This is a genomic window from Lysinibacillus sp. ACHW1.5, from assembly GCF_022014815.1.
Taxonomy (GTDB): Bacteria; Bacillota; Bacilli; order Bacillales_A; family Planococcaceae; genus Lysinibacillus; species Lysinibacillus capsici.
Map to the genome: position 1 here is coordinate 776,729 of NZ_CP091777.1, position 20,478 is coordinate 797,206.

Below are 20,478 nucleotides of genomic sequence, written 5' to 3' on the forward strand. Positions count from 1 at the left end.
AATAAGTCAAAAGGCCTTTCGTTGTAATGAAAGGCTTTTACTATGTCTGTCATTGCATTCAAAATTTGCAAATGATATGGTGGTACATGAGGTGAAAATTATGGAAAATTTTGATATTGCTATTATTGGTGCGGGACCAGGTGGCTATGTGGCTGCCATACATGCCGCCAAGAATGGCAAAAAAGTAGCACTTATCGAACGAGATAAATTGGGAGGAGCCTGCTATAATGTTGGCTGCATCCCATCAAAGATTTTATTGGAGCATAGTAAACTTGTGCAGGAAATAAAAAGAGGGAATAGCTGGGGAATAGAAGTGCCTAAAGTGAAAATTAATTTTCCTCGACTAATGCAACGGAAAGATACAATTATTCATGAACTACTAACAAACATTGAGCAATACATTATCGATAATCATATAACTTTATATCGTGGTGAAGCTTCAATCGTAAAGGACTTAACGATAACTATCGGGAATGAGACGATAATGGCATCAGATATAATTTTAGCGACAGGTAGTAAACCCTTTGTTCCACGATTCGAAGGGTTAGAGACATCCACCTACTATACGACGGACACATTTTTTGAGATAGACAAGCTTCCAGCCCAGCTAACAATCATTGGCGGGGGCGTAATTGCCATTGAAATGGCGTTTAGTTTAGCACCACTTGGTACAAAGGTAACAGTGCTTAATCATAGCGAGGATATTTTACAAACGGAAGAGGCGGATGCAAGACCGCTGATTCGAGAAAAGATGAAGAAACTTGGTATTGAACTTGTGACAGATTTTCAATTTGAAAAATTTGAAGGTAATAGCATTCATACATCTAAAGGATCTTATACATATGAAAACCTTTTATTTGCAACTGGACGTCGTCCCAATATAGAAATTGCTGAGCAACTAGGATTAGCTTTTGATGGTCGATTAATCGCTGTCAATGAGCATTTTGAAACAAGCCTGCCGAATATTTATGCGATTGGTGACTTAGTGGGTGGTTATCAACTTGCACATTCTGCCAGTGCTGAAGGAATTTACGTTGTCGATTATATTGTAGGAAATCAACCAATACCAATTGATCAAACAAGCATTCCACGTTGTGTTTATACAAACCCTGAAATTGCTACATTTGGTTTACTAGAAGAGCAAGTCAAAGCACCGTACATTGTAACCAAAATGCCACTACAAACAAATCCAAAGGCATTAATGGAGGGGAATACGGAAGGCTTTGTGAAGCTAATTTCATCGAAGGATAATGGGGAAATTTTAGGGGCTTGCGTAGTAGCTGATGGTGCAACAGAAATGCTTAATGCCCTATTAGCAACAAAAAATGCTGGTGGTACAGCTCGATCACTTGCGCATATGATTTTTCCACATCCTACTGTATCAGAGCATATTGGAGATGTAGCTAAAGCTGTGTTTGGGAAAGCAATACACCAATAAAAAGCTGTTGACATTCTAGAAATTCATGATAAATTAATTTTATAAGAATACTAGGGATTTTAAGTTAACTAGACATCTAGAGGCTTCTATTTTACAAAATGATGTTTCATCAATTTGTAGAGTAGGGGCCTTTTTTATAATATTGATAAAAGGAGTGGGCAAGATGACAAAAGCAGTCATTATTAATGGAAGTAATTCGAAAAATTCTAGAGTTACCGCCATTCATGAAAAGGTGGAGAATCATTTCATTGCACAAGGAGTAGAGGTTCACTCAAATTATATACATGAGCTCCCAGCTACAGATTTAGTAACAGCGAATTTTTCTAGTAAGCAAATACAGTCTGAAAATGAGCATGTTAAGGAAGCAGATTTTATAGTTATCCTTACACCAATTTATAAAGCATCCTATACAGGGATTTTGAAGACTTACTTGGATCTACTGCCGCAAAAAGCCTTGCTCGAAAAGGCTATACTCCCCATTGCTGTAGGCGGTTCGATCAGTCATTTGTTAGCATTGGAATATGCATTAAAGCCAGTGTTAGCTATATTAGGAGCCACATCCATTACTAATTCTGTTTACATTGTAGATAAACAAATTATACGTTTGGAAGAGGGCGGCTTTGCGATTGAAGAAGAGGCCATCAGTAGACTTAAAGCACAATTAGATCAGTTGCAACAAGTATGCATTGTTAATTAGAATAAATGAAAACGCATTATAGGGGCATCCTATAATGCGTTATTTTTTAATTTCCTTCTGGAATTTCTTCATTCTCCACAGGTATTGTAGAGAGATATAAGAAAGCCTCATCTTGCAATAGCAATATTTTTTCTTCACAAATTCCATGCGATAATGGTCCAGAAAAAATGGACTCCCACCATGTTCCTGTTGTTGTTGTCATTCATCTACGCCCCCGTTTCGGTTTTAATATGTAGTTGTATATTTCCCGAGATGAAAAAACTAAAACATTTCATTTCACATATTGCTATTTCACCCCCTCGATGTAGAAAGAGGATTTTTGCCTCTCGATGTTGTATCGTATAGACAAAGATAGTTTGTTTCAAAATGAAAAAACTATGTATGCCATTTTAAAAAAGGGGTGCTTTATTGATGAATTTTACGTCACAAGATGTGGAAAATATGATTACAGAGCAACGTCAATTTTATTTTTCCCGTGCTACAAAAAGTGTGAAATTTAGAAAAGAGCAATTAAAGAAATTAAAAACATCAATTTTAAAATATGAGAAGGAAATATTGAATGCGCTTTACTTAGACCTTCGTAAAAGTGAATTTGAAGCGTATGCAACAGAAATTGGCATTGTATTAGATAGTATTTCATATATGGTAAAACATGTAGAAGAATGGATGGAACCAGAAGCAGTCAAAACACCGATACAATATCAAATGGGCAAGAGCTTTATTGTTCGTGAGCCCTATGGCGTAACATTAATTATCGGGCCATTTAATTATCCATTCCAACTTGTAATGGAGCCACTAATTGGTGCTATAGTTGGAGGAAACACAGCAATCGTCAAACCATCAGAAACCTCTGTACACACAGCAGCCATTGTGAAAAAAATCATTGAGGAAACATTCCCGTCTTCATATGTACGTGTTGTGGAAGGTGAAAAGGAAGAGGTTACGGCTCTTATTCATGCTTCTTTCGATTATATCTTTTTTACAGGTAGTGTAGCCGTTGGTAAAGTAGTAGCAAAAGCTGCTGCAGAACGTTTGACACCAGTTGCTTTAGAGCTTGGTGGCAAAAGTCCAGCAATTGTCGATCAAACAGCAAATCTAGAGGTAGCGGCAAAGCGGATTGTATGGGGTAAATTTACTAATACTGGACAGACATGTGTGGCCCCTGATTATCTGCTTGTACACAAAGATGTTTATGATCGTTTTATGAAAATATTAAAAGAAACAATCCGTTCATTTTATGGCAAAAATCCTTTAAAAAGCCCTGATTATGGACGTATCGTCAATTTAAAACAATTTGATCGTTTACAGCAAATAATTGTGGAAGAACGTGATGCCATTACATATGGTGGACGAATAGATCGGGATGATTTATATATTGAACCTACAATCGTTGAATATGTAAAATGGACAAGTCCATCCATGCAGGAAGAACTATTTGGTCCTATCTTACCTGTTATGATGTATAATGATTTGCCACTTGCTATTCATCAAATCCGGCAATTACCGAAGCCTTTAGCGGCATATTTCTTCTCAGAACATGAAAAAGCCATGCAATACTTTTTAGAAGAATTACCATTTGGTGGGGGATGTATTAACGACACTATCACACATGTTGGGAATTTACATTTACCATTTGGTGGTGTAGGTCCATCAGGTGTGAAAGCATACCATGGCAAAGCAAGCTTTGAAAACTTTACTCATCCGAAATCTATCTTGAAAAAATCTTCCAAGCTGGAGACAAATGTGCTATTCCCGCCATATAAACAGAAAGTGAAAATTGTGCGCTCAATTATGAAATAGCTTAGCAATGGAGGTATCAGAAGATACCTCCATTGTAACTATAAGCTTAAGATGCATAGACAATTGTTCTCTAAATAACCCTTTCTCGTTATGTCGAAAAATGCCGATTGGTGATTATAATTAAAAATTTAAAGAAAACATGATTTTTTCTTCAAAATGAAAGCGTTTTCGTTGAAAAAATACAAGAGAGGCATTTTATTTATTATGAAATAAGTAGTAAAATAAGTTCAATAGAACGTGGGGGATTTCATATTGTCGTTTTTTGTCGATTATTAAAAATGATGACATGAGTGTAGAGATTGATTGGAGGACTATGAAATGTATGCAGAGGAATTGTTAAGCGCATTACCTTTGAAAAAAATAATTGGCGTGCTGCCTGATCAGGTTAGCGATATCGTAGTAGATTCAAGAAGTGTGCAACCAAATAGCATGTTTGTTTGTATCAAAGGTTATACAGTAGATGGGCATGATTATGCACAAAAGGCTGTAGATGGTGGCGCAACAATTGTTGTGACGGAGCGAGAATTACCGCTAGGAGAGACGATTGCACAAGTCATTGTGAAAGATACAGATCGTGCAGTAGGTTTACTAGCTGCGAAGTTCTTTGATTATCCTTCTAAGGACATAACAATGATTGGTGTAACAGGAACGAATGGTAAAACATCCGTAACAGGAATTATTCAAAATATCATGCATGGTATGGGCGAGAAATCAGCTTTAACCGGCACAATTGGCTTTAATTTAAATGGAATTTTATATGAATCAGCTAATACAACGAGTGATGCGTTATCGACACAACAAATGATTTTCCGTGCAAAAATGGAAGGCTGTCGATTAATGACAATGGAAGTTTCATCACACGGGTTAGCACTTGGACGTTTAGCAGGTGTTGATTATGATATCGCTATTTTTACGAATCTAACGCACGATCATCTTGATTTCCATGGTACGATGGAGGAATATGGGCATGCAAAAGGTTTATTATTTTCCCAACTTGGACAAGATTTAGAAAAAAATAAATTTGTTGTATTGAATGCTGACGATGCTTGGGCAGAGCGATATGCTGCAATGACACCATTTCCAGTGTGGACATATGGTTTAAAAAATGAAAATGCTGATTTCCGCGCCATTAACTGTGAATATCACGACTATATGACATCATTTGATGTGGAAATGCCTGAAGGAATTTATCGTGTAAAAATGAATCTGCTTGGGGAATTTAATATTTATAATGTATTGGCAGCCATGATTGCGTTTTATGGTAGGGGCTATTCAATGGAGTCCATTATTGAACAAATTGAGCAACTACCGCCAGTCAAGGGTCGTATGGAGAAAGTATGTTCAGATCTACCTGTGCAAATTTTTATTGATTATGCCCATACTCCAGATGCAATTGAAAAGGCAATTGAAGCAGCGCAACCTTATAAAAAGGGCAAGTTGATTTTCTTAGTTGGAACAGGTGGCAATCGTGATAAATCGAAGCGTCCTGCCATGGCTGAAAAAGCGTCTGCTGCGGAATATGTCATTTTAACGACAGATGATCCACGCTATGAAGACTACGATAGTATTACAGGCGATCTTGCTAAAGGTATGCTTCATGATAATTATGCTTGTATTGGAGATCGTGCAGAGGCAGTGCGCCATGCGATTGAAATTGCTGAACCGGGTGACATGATTATTTTTGCTGGTAAAGGCCATGAGGATTATCAAATTATCGAAAATACCAAATTTCCACATAGTGATGCAGAAATTGCGATAGAAGCAGGCCGATTAAAATTCGTATGATGAAAGCTAAATTCTTAGGAAACCCTTTTAGTTGTAACTAAAGGGTTTTCTTTTTTGAGATTTCATGTAAAAAGGTTGTACGAAAGGCAAGTCTTCTTTTATTATTATTAAGTATGAAAAAAGGAGAATGACGAGATGAATTCAAATTTAGAACAAGATATACTATCGCGTCGTACTTTTGCCATTATCAGTCACCCTGATGCTGGGAAAACGACGATTACAGAAAAGCTTTTACTTTTTGGTGGTGCCATTCGAGATGCAGGTACAGTAAAAGGGAAAAAAACAGGTAAATTTGCAACATCAGACTGGATGGAGATCGAAAAACAACGTGGGATTTCGGTTACTTCATCTGTCATGCAATTCGATTATAACGGCTCTCGTGTGAATATTTTGGATACCCCTGGTCACCAAGATTTCTCGGAAGACACATATCGTACATTGATGGCTGTAGATAGTGCCGTCATGGTAGTGGATGCTGCGAAAGGGATCGAGGCACAGACTTTAAAGCTATTTAAGGTTTGTAAAATGCGTGGTATACCTATTTTTACATTTATTAATAAGTTAGACCGTCAAGGGAAAGAGCCGCTTGAATTGATCGAAGAGCTTGAAGAGGTATTAGGTATCAATGCATATCCTATGAACTGGCCAATCGGTATGGGTAAAGAGTTCCTTGGTATTTATGATCGTTACAATAAACGCATTGAACAATTCCGTACAGATGAAGCGGAACGTTTCTTACCAATAGACGACAATGGGGAGCTTGCTGTAGAGCATCCAATGAAGGTGACTTCTTATTATTCACAGGCAATGGACGATATTTTACTTTTAGATGAAGCGGGGAATGCCTATTCTGAGGAAAAAATACGTCGTGGGGAATTAACACCTGTATTCTTTGGTTCAGCATTAACGAACTTTGGTGTTCAAACTTTCCTGGAAACCTATTTACAATTTGCACCGACGCCGCAGCCAAGAATTACTGAAGATGAGCAGTTTATTGATCCTGTGGAGCATGATGAGTTTTCAGGTTTTATTTTCAAGATCCAGGCCAATATGAATCCAGCACACCGTGATCGTATTGCCTTTGTACGTATTGTTTCTGGTAAATTTGAACGTGGAATGAATATGACGTTATCTCGTACAGGAAAGTCATTTAAAGTCACACAATCTACACAGTTCCTTGCAGACGATCGTGAGACAGTAGATGAAGCAGTTGCTGGCGACATTATTGGTTTGTACGATACAGGAACATACCAAATTGGTGACACAGTTGTAGGTGGTAAGAAAACTTTCCAATTTGAAAAATTACCACAGTTTACACCAGAATTATTCGTCCGTGTCACGGCAAAGAACGTTATGAAATCAAAGCAATTCCATAAAGGGATTTTACAATTAGTGCAAGAGGGTGCTATTCAATACTATAAAACGCTGCATACAGAGGAAGTTATACTTGGAGCAGTTGGTCAATTACAATTTGAAGTATTTGAACATCGTATGAAAAATGAATACAATGTGGAAGTAAAAATGGAGCCAATTGGTTCGAAAATCGCACGCTGGATTGAAAATGAAGAGGAAGTCAAAGAATCAATGTCATCAGGTCGATCAATGCTTGTAAAAGACCGTTTTGACAATCTTGTTTTCCTATTTGAAAATGAGTTCGCTATGCGTTGGTTTGCAGATAAAAACGAAAGCATTAAACTTTATAGCCTTTTATAATTATAAAACACGAATCGACAATTTTGCGATTCGTGTTTTTTTGCAAGGAAAAATGACACTGTTTGTAGAATATATACATTATTAGGAAATATAAGTTTCCTTAGAGATAGTATCTCAATAACGGGAGCTTATTTATAAAATAATCTCCTTTTCGGCTATCATAGAAAGGAAGAGGTAGAAAAGGAGTTTGTTTATATGAATATTAGTCATTTTTCTATTAAAAGACCTGTCTTTACGATTGTTACTATGCTTTTTGTCATCATACTAGGCGGTGTATCTTTATTAAAAATACCGATTACGTTAATTCCAGAGTTAAATCCACCTATTGGAGTGGTTGTCACCTCTTATCCTGGGGCAAGCCCGACGGAGGTAAATGAAAAGATAACGAAGCCATTAGAGGCTACACTTGCCACCTTACCTGGTATCAAAAAAATCCAGTCAACCTCCCAGGAAGGCTCCAATTTAATTGTGCTTGAGTTCAACTGGTCCACAAATATGGATGTTGTCCAACTTGATATTTTACAGCGAATTGATATGACCCCATTGCCTAATGATGCTGGCAAGCCTAGTTTCCTAAAATTTGATCCGTCTCAATTTCCTATTATTCAGCTGTCTTTACGTGCGGAAAATAATCAAGTAGATGTACGTGTATTAGCAGAGCACTTAGAGAAGGAACTGCTACGGACAGAGGGTGTTGCCAGTGTGAATGTTTCTGGCAAATTGATTGATGAAATCCAAATAGAATTGGATGAAGCAAAGCTAGTTGAAAAAGGCTTGACTCAGACAGACGTGATGCAAATAGTTCAAGCGAATAATGTGTCTCTTCCTGGTGAGCCTGTTTCAACAGATGCTGGCAAAATGCTAACAACACGTATAGTTAGCACATTATCTTCTCCGGAGAGCATTGCCAATTTAATTGTTTCGGTGGACCCTTTAACGGGCAAATCATTAACCATTGGTGATCTTGCAACCGTTAAGAGGACAGAACAACAATCTATTACCACAACACGAGCAAATGAGCTTCCAGCAGTTCTTATGTCTGTATTACAGGAATCTGGTGCAAATACGGCAGAGGTTTCTAAGGATTTCCAGAAGGCCTTAGAGACATTACTAAAGAAAGATCAGTATAAAGGTATCACAGCAGATATTTTAATTGATCAAGGTAATTATGTGGATTTAGCGATTAGTAATATTGGCTCTTCCTTACTTTTAGGTGGATTATTTGCGATGTTCATCCTATTTGTTTTTTTACGTAGTGTAAAGAGTCCAATCATTATTGGTATTGCGATTCCTTACTCCGTTATTGTCACATTTGTTTTGATGTTTTTTGCGGATTTTTCCCTCAATATTATGACATTAGGTGCTCTGGCACTTGGAATTGGTATGCTTGTGGATAATGCCATAGTCGTTATTGAGAATATAGAAAGACATCTAGGACTAGAAAAAGACCCGATAACTGCAGCAAAGGAAGGAACAAAGGAAGTAGCCCTTGCCATTACAGCTTCTACTTTAACCACAATAGCAGTATTCATTCCTGTTATGTTCATCGAAGGATTGATTGGTCAAATATTTACAGAGTTTGCCTTAACAATCTCATTCAGCTTAATTGCATCTTTAGTAGTTGCGCTTACAGTCGTTCCGATGCTAGCAAGTCGACTTTTAAAAATGAAAAACAATAATTTTTATGTACAACGCAGTAAATCACGTTTTTATAGGCATTACAAGGCGTCAATTGTATGGGTACTAAAGCATCGAATGCTTATACTGTTTTTTACAGTGGTTTGCTTTAGTCTTTCTTTGTTTGGACTGACTAGAATAGGTACTGAATTTTTACCGCCTACAGATGAGGGGTTCACCTCTATAAGTGTCAATCTTGAAAAAGGTGTCGCTGTATCAGAAACAGAAAAGATTGTTAAGCAAATTGAGGAACGTTTAAAGCAGGAAAAGGATGTAGATGTGTATGTTAGTTTAATTGGCGGTACACAACAATCCCAAGCACGTGGACAAACTAGCGCCAACCAAGCTGAGATATATGTAAAGCTTGTCCCATTAGCAGAAAGGCAACGTTCCATTTTTAAATTTGTAGAAGAGCTAGAACAAGATATACAGGGAGAGCTTGAAGAGCAAGCTGAAATTACATTTAATGTATCGACAGCTACAGGATCGTCACCACACACCTTAACATTCCGTTTAACAGATTCCGATGAACAGAGGCTACAGCAAACTGTTAAGAAAGTGCAGCAGGAACTACTAGCGATTCAGCAAGTGACAAATGTCTCTACGGATTTAGATAATACTGTTCAAGAGATTCAAATTGAGGTTAATCGTGAAAAAGCAAAAGACTATGGTTTTGCTCCAGCACAAATCGCTCAAACTGTAAATCAAATGACAAAAGGTCAATTAACGTCCCAATTGATTACTGATGACGGCGCAGTATTACCCGTTTATACAGGTTTTGGGCAGTCATTTAATACGAGTATAGATGCTTTAAAAGCCATGCAGCTGCGTTCGCCAGCAGGATTATTTGTAAAATTAGAGGAAGTGGCTACTGTTTCTATACAAGAGGGGCCGGTATCCATTCGTCGTTCTGATCAAGCAGCAGCAGTGGCCTTTTTTGTAGATTATGAAACAAAGGAATCGTTGGGAGGAATCTCTGCAAAAGTAGATAAAGCATTAGAACAAGTTAATTTACCATCTACTACTCAAGTTGTGTTCAGTGGGGACAGAGAGCTCTATGATAGTGCAATTGATGATATGTTACTAGCTGTGATGCTAGCCATCGTGCTTGTATATATTGTGATGGCAGCTCAATTTGAGTCATTTAAATATCCGTTTGTTATCATGTTTACTGTTCCATTAATGATCATTGGTGTGGCGATAGCTATGTTCCTAACAAATACTTTAATTGGTGTAACCTCAGTTATCGGTATCCTAGTACTAGTAGGAATAGTCGTAAATAACGGTATTGTGCTGGTAGATTATATTAATCAGCAAAAGGCAATGGGCATGCCAGCTTATGAGGCAATTTTACTTGCTACCCAAGATCGGCTTCGTCCAATTTTAATGACAGCCTTAACAACTATTTTAGGGCTTTTACCACTCGCACTGGGCATTGGAGAAGGGACCGAGATGAATCAGCCAATGGGGATTGCTGTTATCGGAGGGCTTGTGACCTCAACTTTACTGACGCTGTATATTGTACCGATCATTTACAGTTTAATGGATAAAGATACAAGAAAGATGCACTAGGTTCAAGGGGGAATGGGAGATGAAGGTTCATTTTTTTACAGGTTTTCCTGGTTTCATTTCGAGTCAACTAATTCGAGCATTATTTCAAAAGAAACAAGCACAACAAGTAATTACCATCGTATTGGCTGGTGAAACCATAAAGGCACATAAAGAAAAAAACAAAATATTAGAGGATTTTCCTGACTGTTCGATTCGAATTGTGGAAGGCGATATTACACTACCAAACCTTGGATTAGAAAATCAAATCATCAAAGAAATTGTACCGCAAATTGAAGTGCTTTGGCATTTAGCTGCTATCTATGATTTAGCTGTACCACGTGATATTGCCTGGAAGGTAAATGTTCATGGTACAACAATGGTTAATGATTTTGTTCGCACCTTACCAAATTTACAGCGCTATATGTATTTCAGCACTGCCTATGTGGCTGGTACACGTGAGGGCATACTGCGTGAAAATGAATTAATTCGACCAAGAGCATTTAAAAACCACTATGAGGAAACAAAATATGAGGCTGAGCACCGAGTAGAAGATTTAAAATCGGAAATACCATTGACAATAATTAGACCTGGAATTGTTCGTGGCCATTCCCAAACTGGTGAAACCATTAAATTTGATGGTCCTTATTTCTTCTTAAACTTAGTTGAACGTTTAAAGGGTTTACCTTTTATTCCGTACATTGGTCAAACTTCATCGACAATTAATGTAGTGCCAGTTGATTATATTATAAATGCTTCTACTTTTCTGGTTAGTGAACAGAGTGCAGAAGGGAAGACACTTCATTTAACTGATCCTAATCCTCACCCTGTACAGGAGGTATACCGTACAATGGTGAAACTAGTTACAAATTCTTATCCAAAAGGACGTTTACCATTTACATTGGCTAAGCTTTCATTGCAGATTCCATTTATTCGAAAAAAATTAGGTGTCGAACAAGAAACATTAGATTATTTAACATGGAATGCCTCATTTGATACGACTGAAGCACATCATATCTTACAAAAAGGTGGTATTACATGCCCTGATTTTTTACAGACGATGCCAAAAATGATTGAGTTTTATTTAGCACATAAGGAAGAGAAGAGCTATCAAATTCAGATTAAGTAACGAAAAAAACATATAGATATTTTTGTCAGTTGTAAATGATAGTGCTATAATATTTGAAAGAAGATACCTTCGACAATTTGTCAAAGGGGAGTAGCTAACAGGTAATTAACTTTCCCTGGTTTCACATTCGTCAAGACATGGTACAACCATCGGGTGTGATAGTGAATGGCTCTATACGTATGACGTGTAGATTGAAGTACCATAAATAGAAAGGGTACGAATTTACTTAGCGAGACCTTTGCCTGAATTAGGGCAGGGGTTTTTTTCTTTTATACTTGAATGACAGGGTCATTGAGGGTATAGAGAGCTTAGAGGAGGCACTAGAATGGAAGCGATTTTATTACAATATGGCTGGGTGTTAATTGTCCTTGTTGTATTAGAGGGATTACTTGCAGCTGATAACGCGGTAGTAATGGCTGTTATGGTGAAGCATTTACCACAAGAGCAGCAAAAAAAGGCGTTATTTTATGGACTATTTGGAGCATTGATATTCCGATTCTCCGCATTATTTGTTATTACAGTTTTAGTAAATTATTGGCAAATCCAAGCAGTCGGTGCAGCTTATCTATTGTTTATGTCTGCAAAAAATATATATGATTTACGAAAACATAAAGATGAAGAAGAAGCAGCAACCGAAAATGGTGGAAAAAAGGGTTCTGGTTTCTGGTTAACAGTACTAAAGGTAGAGGCGGCCGATATAGCATTTGCTATTGATTCGATGCTAGCAGCCGTTGCAATTGCCGTCACTTTGCCACACTTAGGTGAATTTGATATTGGTGGCATCAATGGCGGTCAGTTCATTGTGATGCTCCTTGGCGGATTTATTGGTGTCATTATGATGCGGTTTGCGGCCCAATGGTTTGTAAAAATATTAAATGATTACCCCTCACTTGAAACAGCGGCATTTCTAATTGTTGGCTGGGTAGGTGTGAAGCTAGTTGTCTTAACATTAGCACATGAGAAGGTGGGAATATTGCCTAAAGAATTTCCACATTCCACGGCATGGGAGTTAACATTCTGGATTGTCCTAATAGGTATTGCTTTTGTCGGCTATTTAGTCGGTGTAAGAAAGAAAAAATAAGTAGATGAACGTTGGAGGAATAGTGACCACTATTCCTCTTTCTTTTTTTATGTATTTTTTCTATACTATAATTTATCTAGTTGGGCATCATATGTGGGGGGAGTTGTTAAAGTGCCTTGGAAAAAATCATCAAATAAACTAGTAACACCATTTCAGGTACTTGTTTCTTATTATTTTATAGCGATAGCGATTTCCTTCCTGTTACTACGGCTTCCAGGCGTTCATCAAGAAGGTGTAAAAGTCTCTTTTTTAGATAGCTTGTTTACGGCAGTGAGTGCAGTAAGTGTTACTGGGTTAACAACGATTAATATTTCGGAAACCTATACTACCTTTGGGCTTGTAATGATTCTTGTTATTTTACAGTTAGGAGCCATTGGTATTATGTCACTTGGTACCTTTGTGTGGTTGCTTGTTGGGAAAAAAATAGGCATGCGTGAGCGCCAGTTAATCATGATTGATCATAACCAGTACAGTGTCTCGGGTGTTGTTAAATTAATCCGAGAAATTTTAAAAATTTTATTTGGCATTGAATTAACGGGTACCATTATTTTAACGCTACATTTTACCAATTATTTTGATACTTTAGAAGAAGCCTTTTTACATGGAATTTTTGCCTCTATTTCTGCTACGACAAATGGTGGATTCGATATAACGGGAATGAGCTTACTCCCATTCCATGATGATTATTTTGTACAGATGGTTACCATGGTACTCATTGTATTAGGTGCTATTGGATTTCCGGTGTTAATTGAATTGAAAACTTTTTTGCTTAATCGACGCGAGAATTTCCGTTTTAGTTTATTTACTAAAATCACTACTTCAACATACGCTATTTTATTCATAGTTGGTGCGCTTGTCATTTTACTACTTGAATCATTCCATTCTTTTAAGGAAATGTCTTGGCATGAGGCATTATTTTCAGCAATGTTCCATTCCGTATCAACGAGATCAGCTGGACTGACTACTTACGATGTCACGACTTTTAGTGAAGCTACAGATATATTCATGAGCTTCCTGATGTTCATTGGCTCTTCCCCAAGCTCAGTTGGTGGAGGTATTCGTACCACAACTTTTGCCTTGGCCATTTTATTCTTAATTACCTTTGCTAGAGGTAGAGAGGATATTCAAGTATTTGGACGAGAAATTCATTTGATTGATGTCTTCCGATCATTTGTTGTAATTTTATTAGCCTTTTTCATGGTATTAGTTGCAACCCTTATCTTGCTTATAACAGAGCCACAAGCATCTCTTATTCAAATTATTTTTGAAATTACTTCAGCGTTCGGTACATGTGGTATGTCATTAGGCATAACATCTGATTTATCAGTGGTTGGTAAAATCATTATCATTATTTTAATGTTTATTGGTCGAGTTGGATTAATATCATTCCTTTATACTCTTGGGGGTGGCGGAAGAGGAAAGAAATCAGGCTTCCACTATCCGAAGGAACGAGTAATCATTGGTTAAATTTTTAAAGTATGTGAGGCATTAAGTAAGGAATAATTCCATCGTAAACCTCATATAAAAGTAAAAATTAATATCTTGTCATAAAATATTCAAAAAATTTAAACTTTTATTTCCTGATTGGATAGATTGTTTTTTGGGCATTTTTTACAAAGTTTTATCAATCTTTGTTTAAGGAATTTGACCTAGATTTGTAAGAAAGGCTATGAGTACTTAACTAACCAAAAGAATGAAGCGCAGAAGGAATAAATTTAGTAGTAGTTACTGTTACTATGAGGATTTAAGAATCGTTTAAGTAATAAAAAAAGCTAGTCCTGATAGTTATAACAGGACTAGCGTTTCTTATTAGTTTGAGTAGATTGTTGCAAAGTAAGGTGCTTGACCATGTCGGAAATAGGTTAACAGATAGCCATTTTTTTGTACAATTTTGCCATTTGCGAACTCTTGGTAGTCAAGAGCATGAGGGATAATCAAGGTATGCTTAAACAATTCTTTTTCTGTTAACTTAAAGTTAGCAAATTCCTCGCCTGCGATAGCTGGATCTTCTCGTAAAGCGTGATAAAGGGCTTTTTGTTGCTCTTCTGTAGGACGCTCATTCCACCATAGCTTCCGTGGTTGGAACTGCTGAGCCATTAAATAATCAAGTTGCATTAAACTCTGGACAATGTTTAAATTCACATCATCAATCGTTTCTAAAAACATTAATAAACGACGGAATAAATCCTCTAGCTGATGGCCAATACGAGACCAACCTTTTGTTTCCCAATATGTTCCGAAGTTTTGGAAGAAATCAAATGGTGTATCAAAGACCTCTGTAACCAAGTATTCAATCGTATGATCCATACGGTGATCATTCCAATACTTTTCAAGAACATCCTCTGCATGTTTAATGCGAACGATATCATCAAATGTTAGAACATTATTTGAGAAGATTTCGTAAGGAGATAGATCCACATAGGTATAGCCAAACTTTTCGGCTTCTAATCGAAGTCCAGTGCCGCGTAAAAGTTTCAAAAATCCAAGCTGTAATTCCTCTGGCCGCATTGCAAAAACGTCATTAAATGTTTGACGAAAACTAGCGTAATCTTCCTCTGGTAAACCAGCAATTAAATCTAAATGTTGATCTATTTTTCCGCCATCTTTTACCATAGTTACTGTTCGCTTTAGTTTTTCAAAGTTTTGACGGCGTTTTACAAGGGTATTTGTTAAATCGTTCGTAGATTGAACACCTATTTCGAATCGGAACAAACCTTTTGGTGCATTATCATTTAAGAATTGGATGACTTCAGGGCGCATTATATCAGCCGTGATTTCAAACTGGAATACAACACCTGGTTTGTGTTCATCAATTAAAAATTGGAACATTTCCATTGCATAGCTACGACTGATGTTGAAGGTGCGATCCACAAATTTAATTGTACGAGCCCCATTATCCATTAAGAAACGAATATCCTCTTTTATTTTTTCACGGTTAAAGTATCGGACGCCAACTTCAATAGAAGATAAACAGAATTGGCAGCTAAATGGGCAGCCTCGGCTCGTTTCAATATATTGAATTCGCTTTCCTAGATAGGGAAGATCCTCCTCAAAACGAAAAGGACTTGGTAATTCGCGTAAATCAATTTTAGGAGGCATAGCGTGAATCTTAACTTTCTCGTCCTCTAAATAACAAATACCAGGAACATCTTCTAACAATATTTCACCATGGAAGTAGCGCAGTAATTGTTTAAATGAGGTTTCACCTTCACCCATTACAATGAAGTCTACCTCAGGTATTCGACGTAACCAATGGTGGCAATCATAAGATACCTCAGGCCCCCCGAGCAGAATTTTAACATTTGGACAGACAGTTTTTAACATCTTGATAACGTGTATGGTTTCTTCGATGTTCCAGATATAGCAACTAAATCCAACAATATCAGGTTTTTTTTGGAATAAATCTGATACAATATTAAAAGCAGGGTCTTTAATAGTATACTCTGCTATAATTGGATTAAACTCCGGTAAAGCTGCACCTTTTAAATAACGCAATGCTAAATTTGTGTGAATATACTTTGCATTCAAAGTAGTTAAAATAGTATTCATGCGATAATCTTCCTTTCAACATCCTATTGTATCAGTCAAGTATCTGACATACAATATAATTCTTTTTACCTATTTATTTTGTGAACGGTTCGTGAAATAATTTAAAATACTTAAATTTACTAAATTTTGTAATAATAGAATCGTGCTGTCATAAAGTATAGTAAAGGCTCAAAATTCGATTTTAGAGGTTTTTTACTCTTTTGAAAGGTTCGGTGAGAAAGTTGAAGCAAAATGATATTAATCAATGTTTTGGAAATCTTATGAAAAGTACTTCGTCACCAACACTTATACTCAATAAAGCAGGGAAAATTTTGAACGTCAATGAGGCTGCTATCAAACTTTTCAATCTTAATTTAACCTATATTGGCTATTTAGCTATGGACGAGCCATCTAATTTTAAATGGACTAAGTTCGTCAAACAGTTACAGAATGATTTACGTTCAGAGGAAATTTTCAATATTCGCACAGTTGGAAATGAATACGAAATGTTATCTTTCAAATGTTTTTACGATCCCAATACAGAGGAAATTGTTGCGCAAATTTCAACATTAAATGATGATGTTGCCCATAAATTATATGTTAGCCAAGCACATGAAAGAGCGCAATCTTTTAATGCCTACGATTACTTACCTTATGCTGTTATTGTTAGTGACGCTAGCGGTATTATTCTTGGGCTTAATAAATATGCCGAAATGTTTCTGAAAGTTGAAAATTCACAGCTCCTTCATAAAGCACATCAGCATATATTTGATTCATTTACATTAAAAAAAGGGCAAATTACATCCTACCTTTCTAAGTTAATGGGTGAAAAACATGCAAGCATTCATGTAGTCGATGAAACACAAGTGAGCAGAACTTGCTATTATGAAATTTCAAGTATTTTTGACGAATACAATAATATTATTGTCACTGTAATTAATGATGAAACAGAGAAAAAGCAACTTCAGCATAAAGTTGAGCATCAGCAAGCATTAAACGTGGTTGGACAGATGGCTGCGAGCATTGCACATGAAATACGTAACCCATTAACCTCTTTAAAGGGTTTTACTGAATTACTAAAGTTAAATGCTGATGATGAATCACGCATGTATCTCTCTGTTATTGACAGTGAGCTTCAACGGATGGAGCAAATTTTATCCGAATTATTAGTATTATCTAAGCCAACAACGATGAAAGTGGAATTATTAGAACTGGATCATATTGTAAAGCAAGTCATTGAGTTTATGCTACCAGATGCACTCATGAAAAATATTATGATTCAGTATATTTCAACCTCTACTCAAGTCTATATTGGTGGCAACGAGAATCGACTAAAGCAAGTGCTGATGAATTTAATTAAAAATGCAATGGAATCCATGAATAATGGTGGTACGATTACCGTCGAAATGGCAACAAATGACTGTGCGATTGTCGAACTGATGATAAAAGATGAAGGTGTTGGTATGGACAGCACGACACTTCAAAACCTATTCCAGCCTTTTTACACGACAAAATCAACAGGGACAGGACTGGGCCTTGCTTTCGTGAAAAAGGTAATTGAAGAACATGAAGGTGTAATTGGCGTTAGTAGTGAACTACAGAAGGGGACATGCTTCCATCTGCAGTTTCCAATTTACACATTTAATCAGATGGATACAATGGAAGTATCCACAAAGGATTCTGCTTATTTAGTAACATAAAGAAAGTAAAAATGGTTCCATAATGGACAACAAAACCTTCTAAATCATATATTGCTTTTGACAATGCTTTTCTAATGTCGCTATAATGTCATGTATAAAGAGCGAAGTGAGAGGAAAAGAATATGCCGTCAGAAGATCTAAAACAATCTTTAAAATTATATATTGTATTATCACGTGCACTAAAAGCAATTAATGAAACAACACATCAATTATTTCAGGATAATGGTTTAAACCCAACTGAATTTGCTGTTCTAGAACTTCTCTATCATAAAGGAAGACAGCCATTACAGCAAATTGGCAATAAAATTTTGTTAGCCAGTGGGTCTATTACGTATGTCATCGATAAGCTGGAGAAGAGAGGTTACTTATTAAGAGTATCTTGTCCTGCTGATCGTCGTGTTACGTATGCAGAAATCACCCCTGAAGGTGAAGCTTTTATGGGAGAGCTGTTCCCAAAACATGAACAGCATTTGCATGAATTAATGAGTGTACTATCCCCAGAAGAAAAAGAACAAGCGATTACGTTATTGAAGAAAATTGGTCTTTCTATAAAGGACCTATCTTATTAAAAAAGTTGTCTCATTGATTTGAGACAACTTTTTTATGATCAAATAGAAGGACGATAGACTTTGTCTATCGTCCTTAGCATTTTATTATTTTTTAGATATAGTCGCTGCCATATTAAGCATAGCATCTGTTAAATCCTGTTCATCATTATCATGAATAGTTAATTTTGTAATGAGACCATCTTTCTCAAGGACGACTCCAATTACTTTCTCAGTGTCGAAGTCCACAACATAACCCTCGATATTTTGAACATCTTTGAATGCTGCTAATTCCTCAGCAGTTAGAGCTACTGTTTCACCTACTGCGTTCATATAATCTTGCATAGTTGTTTTTACTTCTTCAAAGCTTGATTGTGAAGCTTCAATTGTTTCAATACGCATAAACACTTCGTCATCATCATTGGACACTAACATGTCTTTACCAGGCTCTTCTTGTGTCAGTGTAAATCCAGGAAGCTGTTGTAGTTTATAGCTTTGATCAACACTTGCTGATTCAGTTGCCTTTTCTGTTTTATCTACACCATTTTGGACGTATTTTACATCTTGTTGAGGCTGTTTAGAAGCATCCTCTGTATTTGTTTCATTGGATGCAGGTGTCTCTTCTTCTTCCTCGTTTGATTCACCTGCTGTATCATCTCCAGATGGTTTTTGATCGGCAGCAGTATTTGATGGCTCATTTTGTTGAGCATCTGAATCCCCTGTTTTATCAGATGTATTACAACCTACAACTAATACGGCTGTTAGTAATAATGCAAGAATAGAAATTAATTTTTTTTGCATAAAAAACCCTCCTTTTCTAAATTAAACGTTAGTAAAGATAAAATGTTTCCAAATATTAATGTTATGATGTTAAAGGCAACACTAAAAATAATAATAGTACAAAAACGACATGAGCTACAATAACAAGTGGCATACTTTTACGCCATTCATATAAGAAGCCCCAAACAATGCTTGTTACCAATGCAGCAATGACACCAAGCATAAATCCGCTAAGGGCAATTGATACAGCACATAATACTGCGGTAACTATGACAGCCAGCGGAGGACGCATAAAACGTTTTAACTGTTGTTGGATATAACCACGCCAAAATAATTCTTCACCTATGGCGACGATAAATACGAGTAAAACATAGTGCCAAATATTTTGTGGTCCGTAGCTTGCTAAAAATTTTTGAACGGATTGTACTAAGTTATTATTAATATATGGAGCGAGCCAGTAACCAAAGCGAATAATACCATATGTGATGGTACCGTATCCAATACCGAAGAGTAAAAATTGCCATGTAGGTAATTGATCTTCAATGGAGCCAGCTAAAATGGCAATGGCAATACATACTAGTAAAGTGAATGCATACATGTACCAAAATACAGCTTGGTTAGCAAAGGTAAAAGCAAGCATGCCATAAACGAATAATAAAGAAAGGAGAAATAGTATTGTTTGTTTCGAATTTGTTAGCATATTCGACCTCCATACCTTAATCTTATCAAAAAAATAGTCCCTTATCATCTATTAAGACAAATAGGGACTATTCAGACTATTAAGCTTCATTAGTATATAAAATTTTATATCGTTTATGATTGACGACCGTTTTTTCTTCAATTTCAAGGGAATCAAAATTCTCCATATATGTTAAATTAACGATCACCGAATTTTCATTTACCTTTTCTACAATACCTTGGAGACCATTTTTAAACTCGATAATATTTCCAACTTCAGCTATTTTCACAGACAGTCAGCTCCTTCATCGACTAATAATATACAGTTTGCATGAAAAATTGGTAAACGTAAAGCTTTTTTTAAATAATTCATAATTTA

The 20,478-nt window shown here is 36.4% G+C and carries 16 protein-coding genes; 11 read left to right on the forward strand and 5 right to left on the reverse strand.

Annotated features, from left to right (window positions below):
- Window positions 1-100 precede the first annotated feature (100 nt).
- Complete coding sequence (gene lpdA / locus L6W14_RS03575) at window positions 101-1,438, forward strand: dihydrolipoyl dehydrogenase (protein ID WP_237899398.1); 1,338 nt, start codon at window positions 101-103, stop codon at window positions 1,436-1,438.
- 163 nt (window positions 1,439-1,601) lie between these two features.
- Window positions 1,602-2,135 (forward strand): NADPH-dependent FMN reductase, encoded by a 534-nt coding sequence (gene ssuE, locus L6W14_RS03580; protein ID WP_131522047.1) that lies wholly within the window; start codon window positions 1,602-1,604, stop codon window positions 2,133-2,135.
- A 46-nt stretch (window positions 2,136-2,181) separates the two neighbouring features.
- Here the strand turns inward: ssuE and L6W14_RS03585 are convergent, their stop codons facing one another.
- A complete protein-coding gene (locus L6W14_RS03585; protein ID WP_193767414.1) occupies window positions 2,182-2,337 on the reverse strand; it encodes a hypothetical protein in 156 nt (51 codons plus the stop codon).
- Between the two features lie 209 nt (window positions 2,338-2,546).
- Between L6W14_RS03585 and L6W14_RS03590 the strand changes: the two genes are divergently transcribed.
- The 7 genes from L6W14_RS03590 to L6W14_RS03620 all read left to right on the forward strand — a co-directional run bounded on the left by L6W14_RS03590 (window position 2,547) and on the right by L6W14_RS03620 (window position 14,335).
- Complete coding sequence (locus tag L6W14_RS03590) at window positions 2,547-3,935, forward strand: aldehyde dehydrogenase (RefSeq protein WP_237899400.1); 1,389 nt, start codon at window positions 2,547-2,549, stop codon at window positions 3,933-3,935.
- Window positions 3,936-4,253: 318 nt separating this feature from the next.
- Window positions 4,254-5,720 carry a UDP-N-acetylmuramoyl-L-alanyl-D-glutamate--2,6-diaminopimelate ligase gene (locus L6W14_RS03595; RefSeq protein WP_131522045.1) on the forward strand — a complete coding sequence of 489 codons (1,467 nt, stop codon included), beginning with the start codon at window positions 4,254-4,256 and terminating at the stop codon, window positions 5,718-5,720.
- 135 nt (window positions 5,721-5,855) lie between these two features.
- Window positions 5,856-7,433: a peptide chain release factor 3 gene (locus L6W14_RS03600; protein WP_237899403.1), complete on the forward strand. Its 1,578-nt coding sequence runs from the start codon at window positions 5,856-5,858 to the stop codon at window positions 7,431-7,433.
- Window positions 7,434-7,628: 195 nt separating this feature from the next.
- Window positions 7,629-10,682 carry an efflux RND transporter permease subunit gene (locus L6W14_RS03605; protein ID WP_237899405.1) on the forward strand — a complete coding sequence of 1,018 codons (3,054 nt, stop codon included), beginning with the start codon at window positions 7,629-7,631 and terminating at the stop codon, window positions 10,680-10,682.
- 19 nt (window positions 10,683-10,701) lie between these two features.
- Window positions 10,702-11,787, forward strand: coding sequence for an SDR family oxidoreductase (locus L6W14_RS03610; RefSeq protein WP_237899407.1), 1,086 nt, complete (start codon window positions 10,702-10,704; stop codon window positions 11,785-11,787).
- Window positions 11,788-12,112: 325 nt separating this feature from the next.
- Window positions 12,113-12,868 (forward strand): TerC family protein, encoded by a 756-nt coding sequence (locus L6W14_RS03615; protein WP_048391999.1) that lies wholly within the window; start codon window positions 12,113-12,115, stop codon window positions 12,866-12,868.
- A gap of 111 nt (window positions 12,869-12,979) precedes the next feature.
- Complete coding sequence (locus L6W14_RS03620) at window positions 12,980-14,335, forward strand: TrkH family potassium uptake protein (protein WP_036075771.1); 1,356 nt, start codon at window positions 12,980-12,982, stop codon at window positions 14,333-14,335.
- Between the two features lie 342 nt (window positions 14,336-14,677).
- Here the strand turns inward: L6W14_RS03620 and L6W14_RS03625 are convergent, their stop codons facing one another.
- Complete coding sequence (locus tag L6W14_RS03625; protein ID WP_048391998.1) at window positions 14,678-16,417, reverse strand: B12-binding domain-containing radical SAM protein; 1,740 nt, start codon at window positions 16,415-16,417, stop codon at window positions 14,678-14,680.
- A 311-nt stretch (window positions 16,418-16,728) separates the two neighbouring features.
- Here L6W14_RS03625 and L6W14_RS03630 point away from each other — a divergent pair, with 311 nt between their 5' ends.
- Window positions 16,729-18,096, forward strand: coding sequence for an ATP-binding protein (locus tag L6W14_RS03630; protein WP_237899417.1), 1,368 nt, complete (start codon window positions 16,729-16,731; stop codon window positions 18,094-18,096).
- Window positions 18,097-18,218: 122 nt separating this feature from the next.
- Window positions 18,219-18,665: a MarR family winged helix-turn-helix transcriptional regulator gene (locus tag L6W14_RS03635; RefSeq protein WP_004224579.1), complete on the forward strand. Its 447-nt coding sequence runs from the start codon at window positions 18,219-18,221 to the stop codon at window positions 18,663-18,665.
- Window positions 18,666-18,749: 84 nt separating this feature from the next.
- Here the strand turns inward: L6W14_RS03635 and L6W14_RS03640 are convergent, their stop codons facing one another.
- The 3 genes from L6W14_RS03640 to L6W14_RS03650 form a co-directional block, all read right to left on the reverse strand.
- Window positions 18,750-19,442 (reverse strand): hypothetical protein, encoded by a 693-nt coding sequence (locus L6W14_RS03640; RefSeq protein ID WP_131521703.1) that lies wholly within the window; start codon window positions 19,440-19,442, stop codon window positions 18,750-18,752.
- Window positions 19,443-19,503: 61 nt separating this feature from the next.
- Window positions 19,504-20,121 carry a CPBP family intramembrane glutamic endopeptidase gene (locus tag L6W14_RS03645; protein ID WP_131521702.1) on the reverse strand — a complete coding sequence of 206 codons (618 nt, stop codon included), beginning with the start codon at window positions 20,119-20,121 and terminating at the stop codon, window positions 19,504-19,506.
- A 79-nt stretch (window positions 20,122-20,200) separates the two neighbouring features.
- Window positions 20,201-20,389: a YkvS family protein gene (locus tag L6W14_RS03650; protein ID WP_004224583.1), complete on the reverse strand. Its 189-nt coding sequence runs from the start codon at window positions 20,387-20,389 to the stop codon at window positions 20,201-20,203.
- Window positions 20,390-20,478 lie beyond the last annotated feature (89 nt).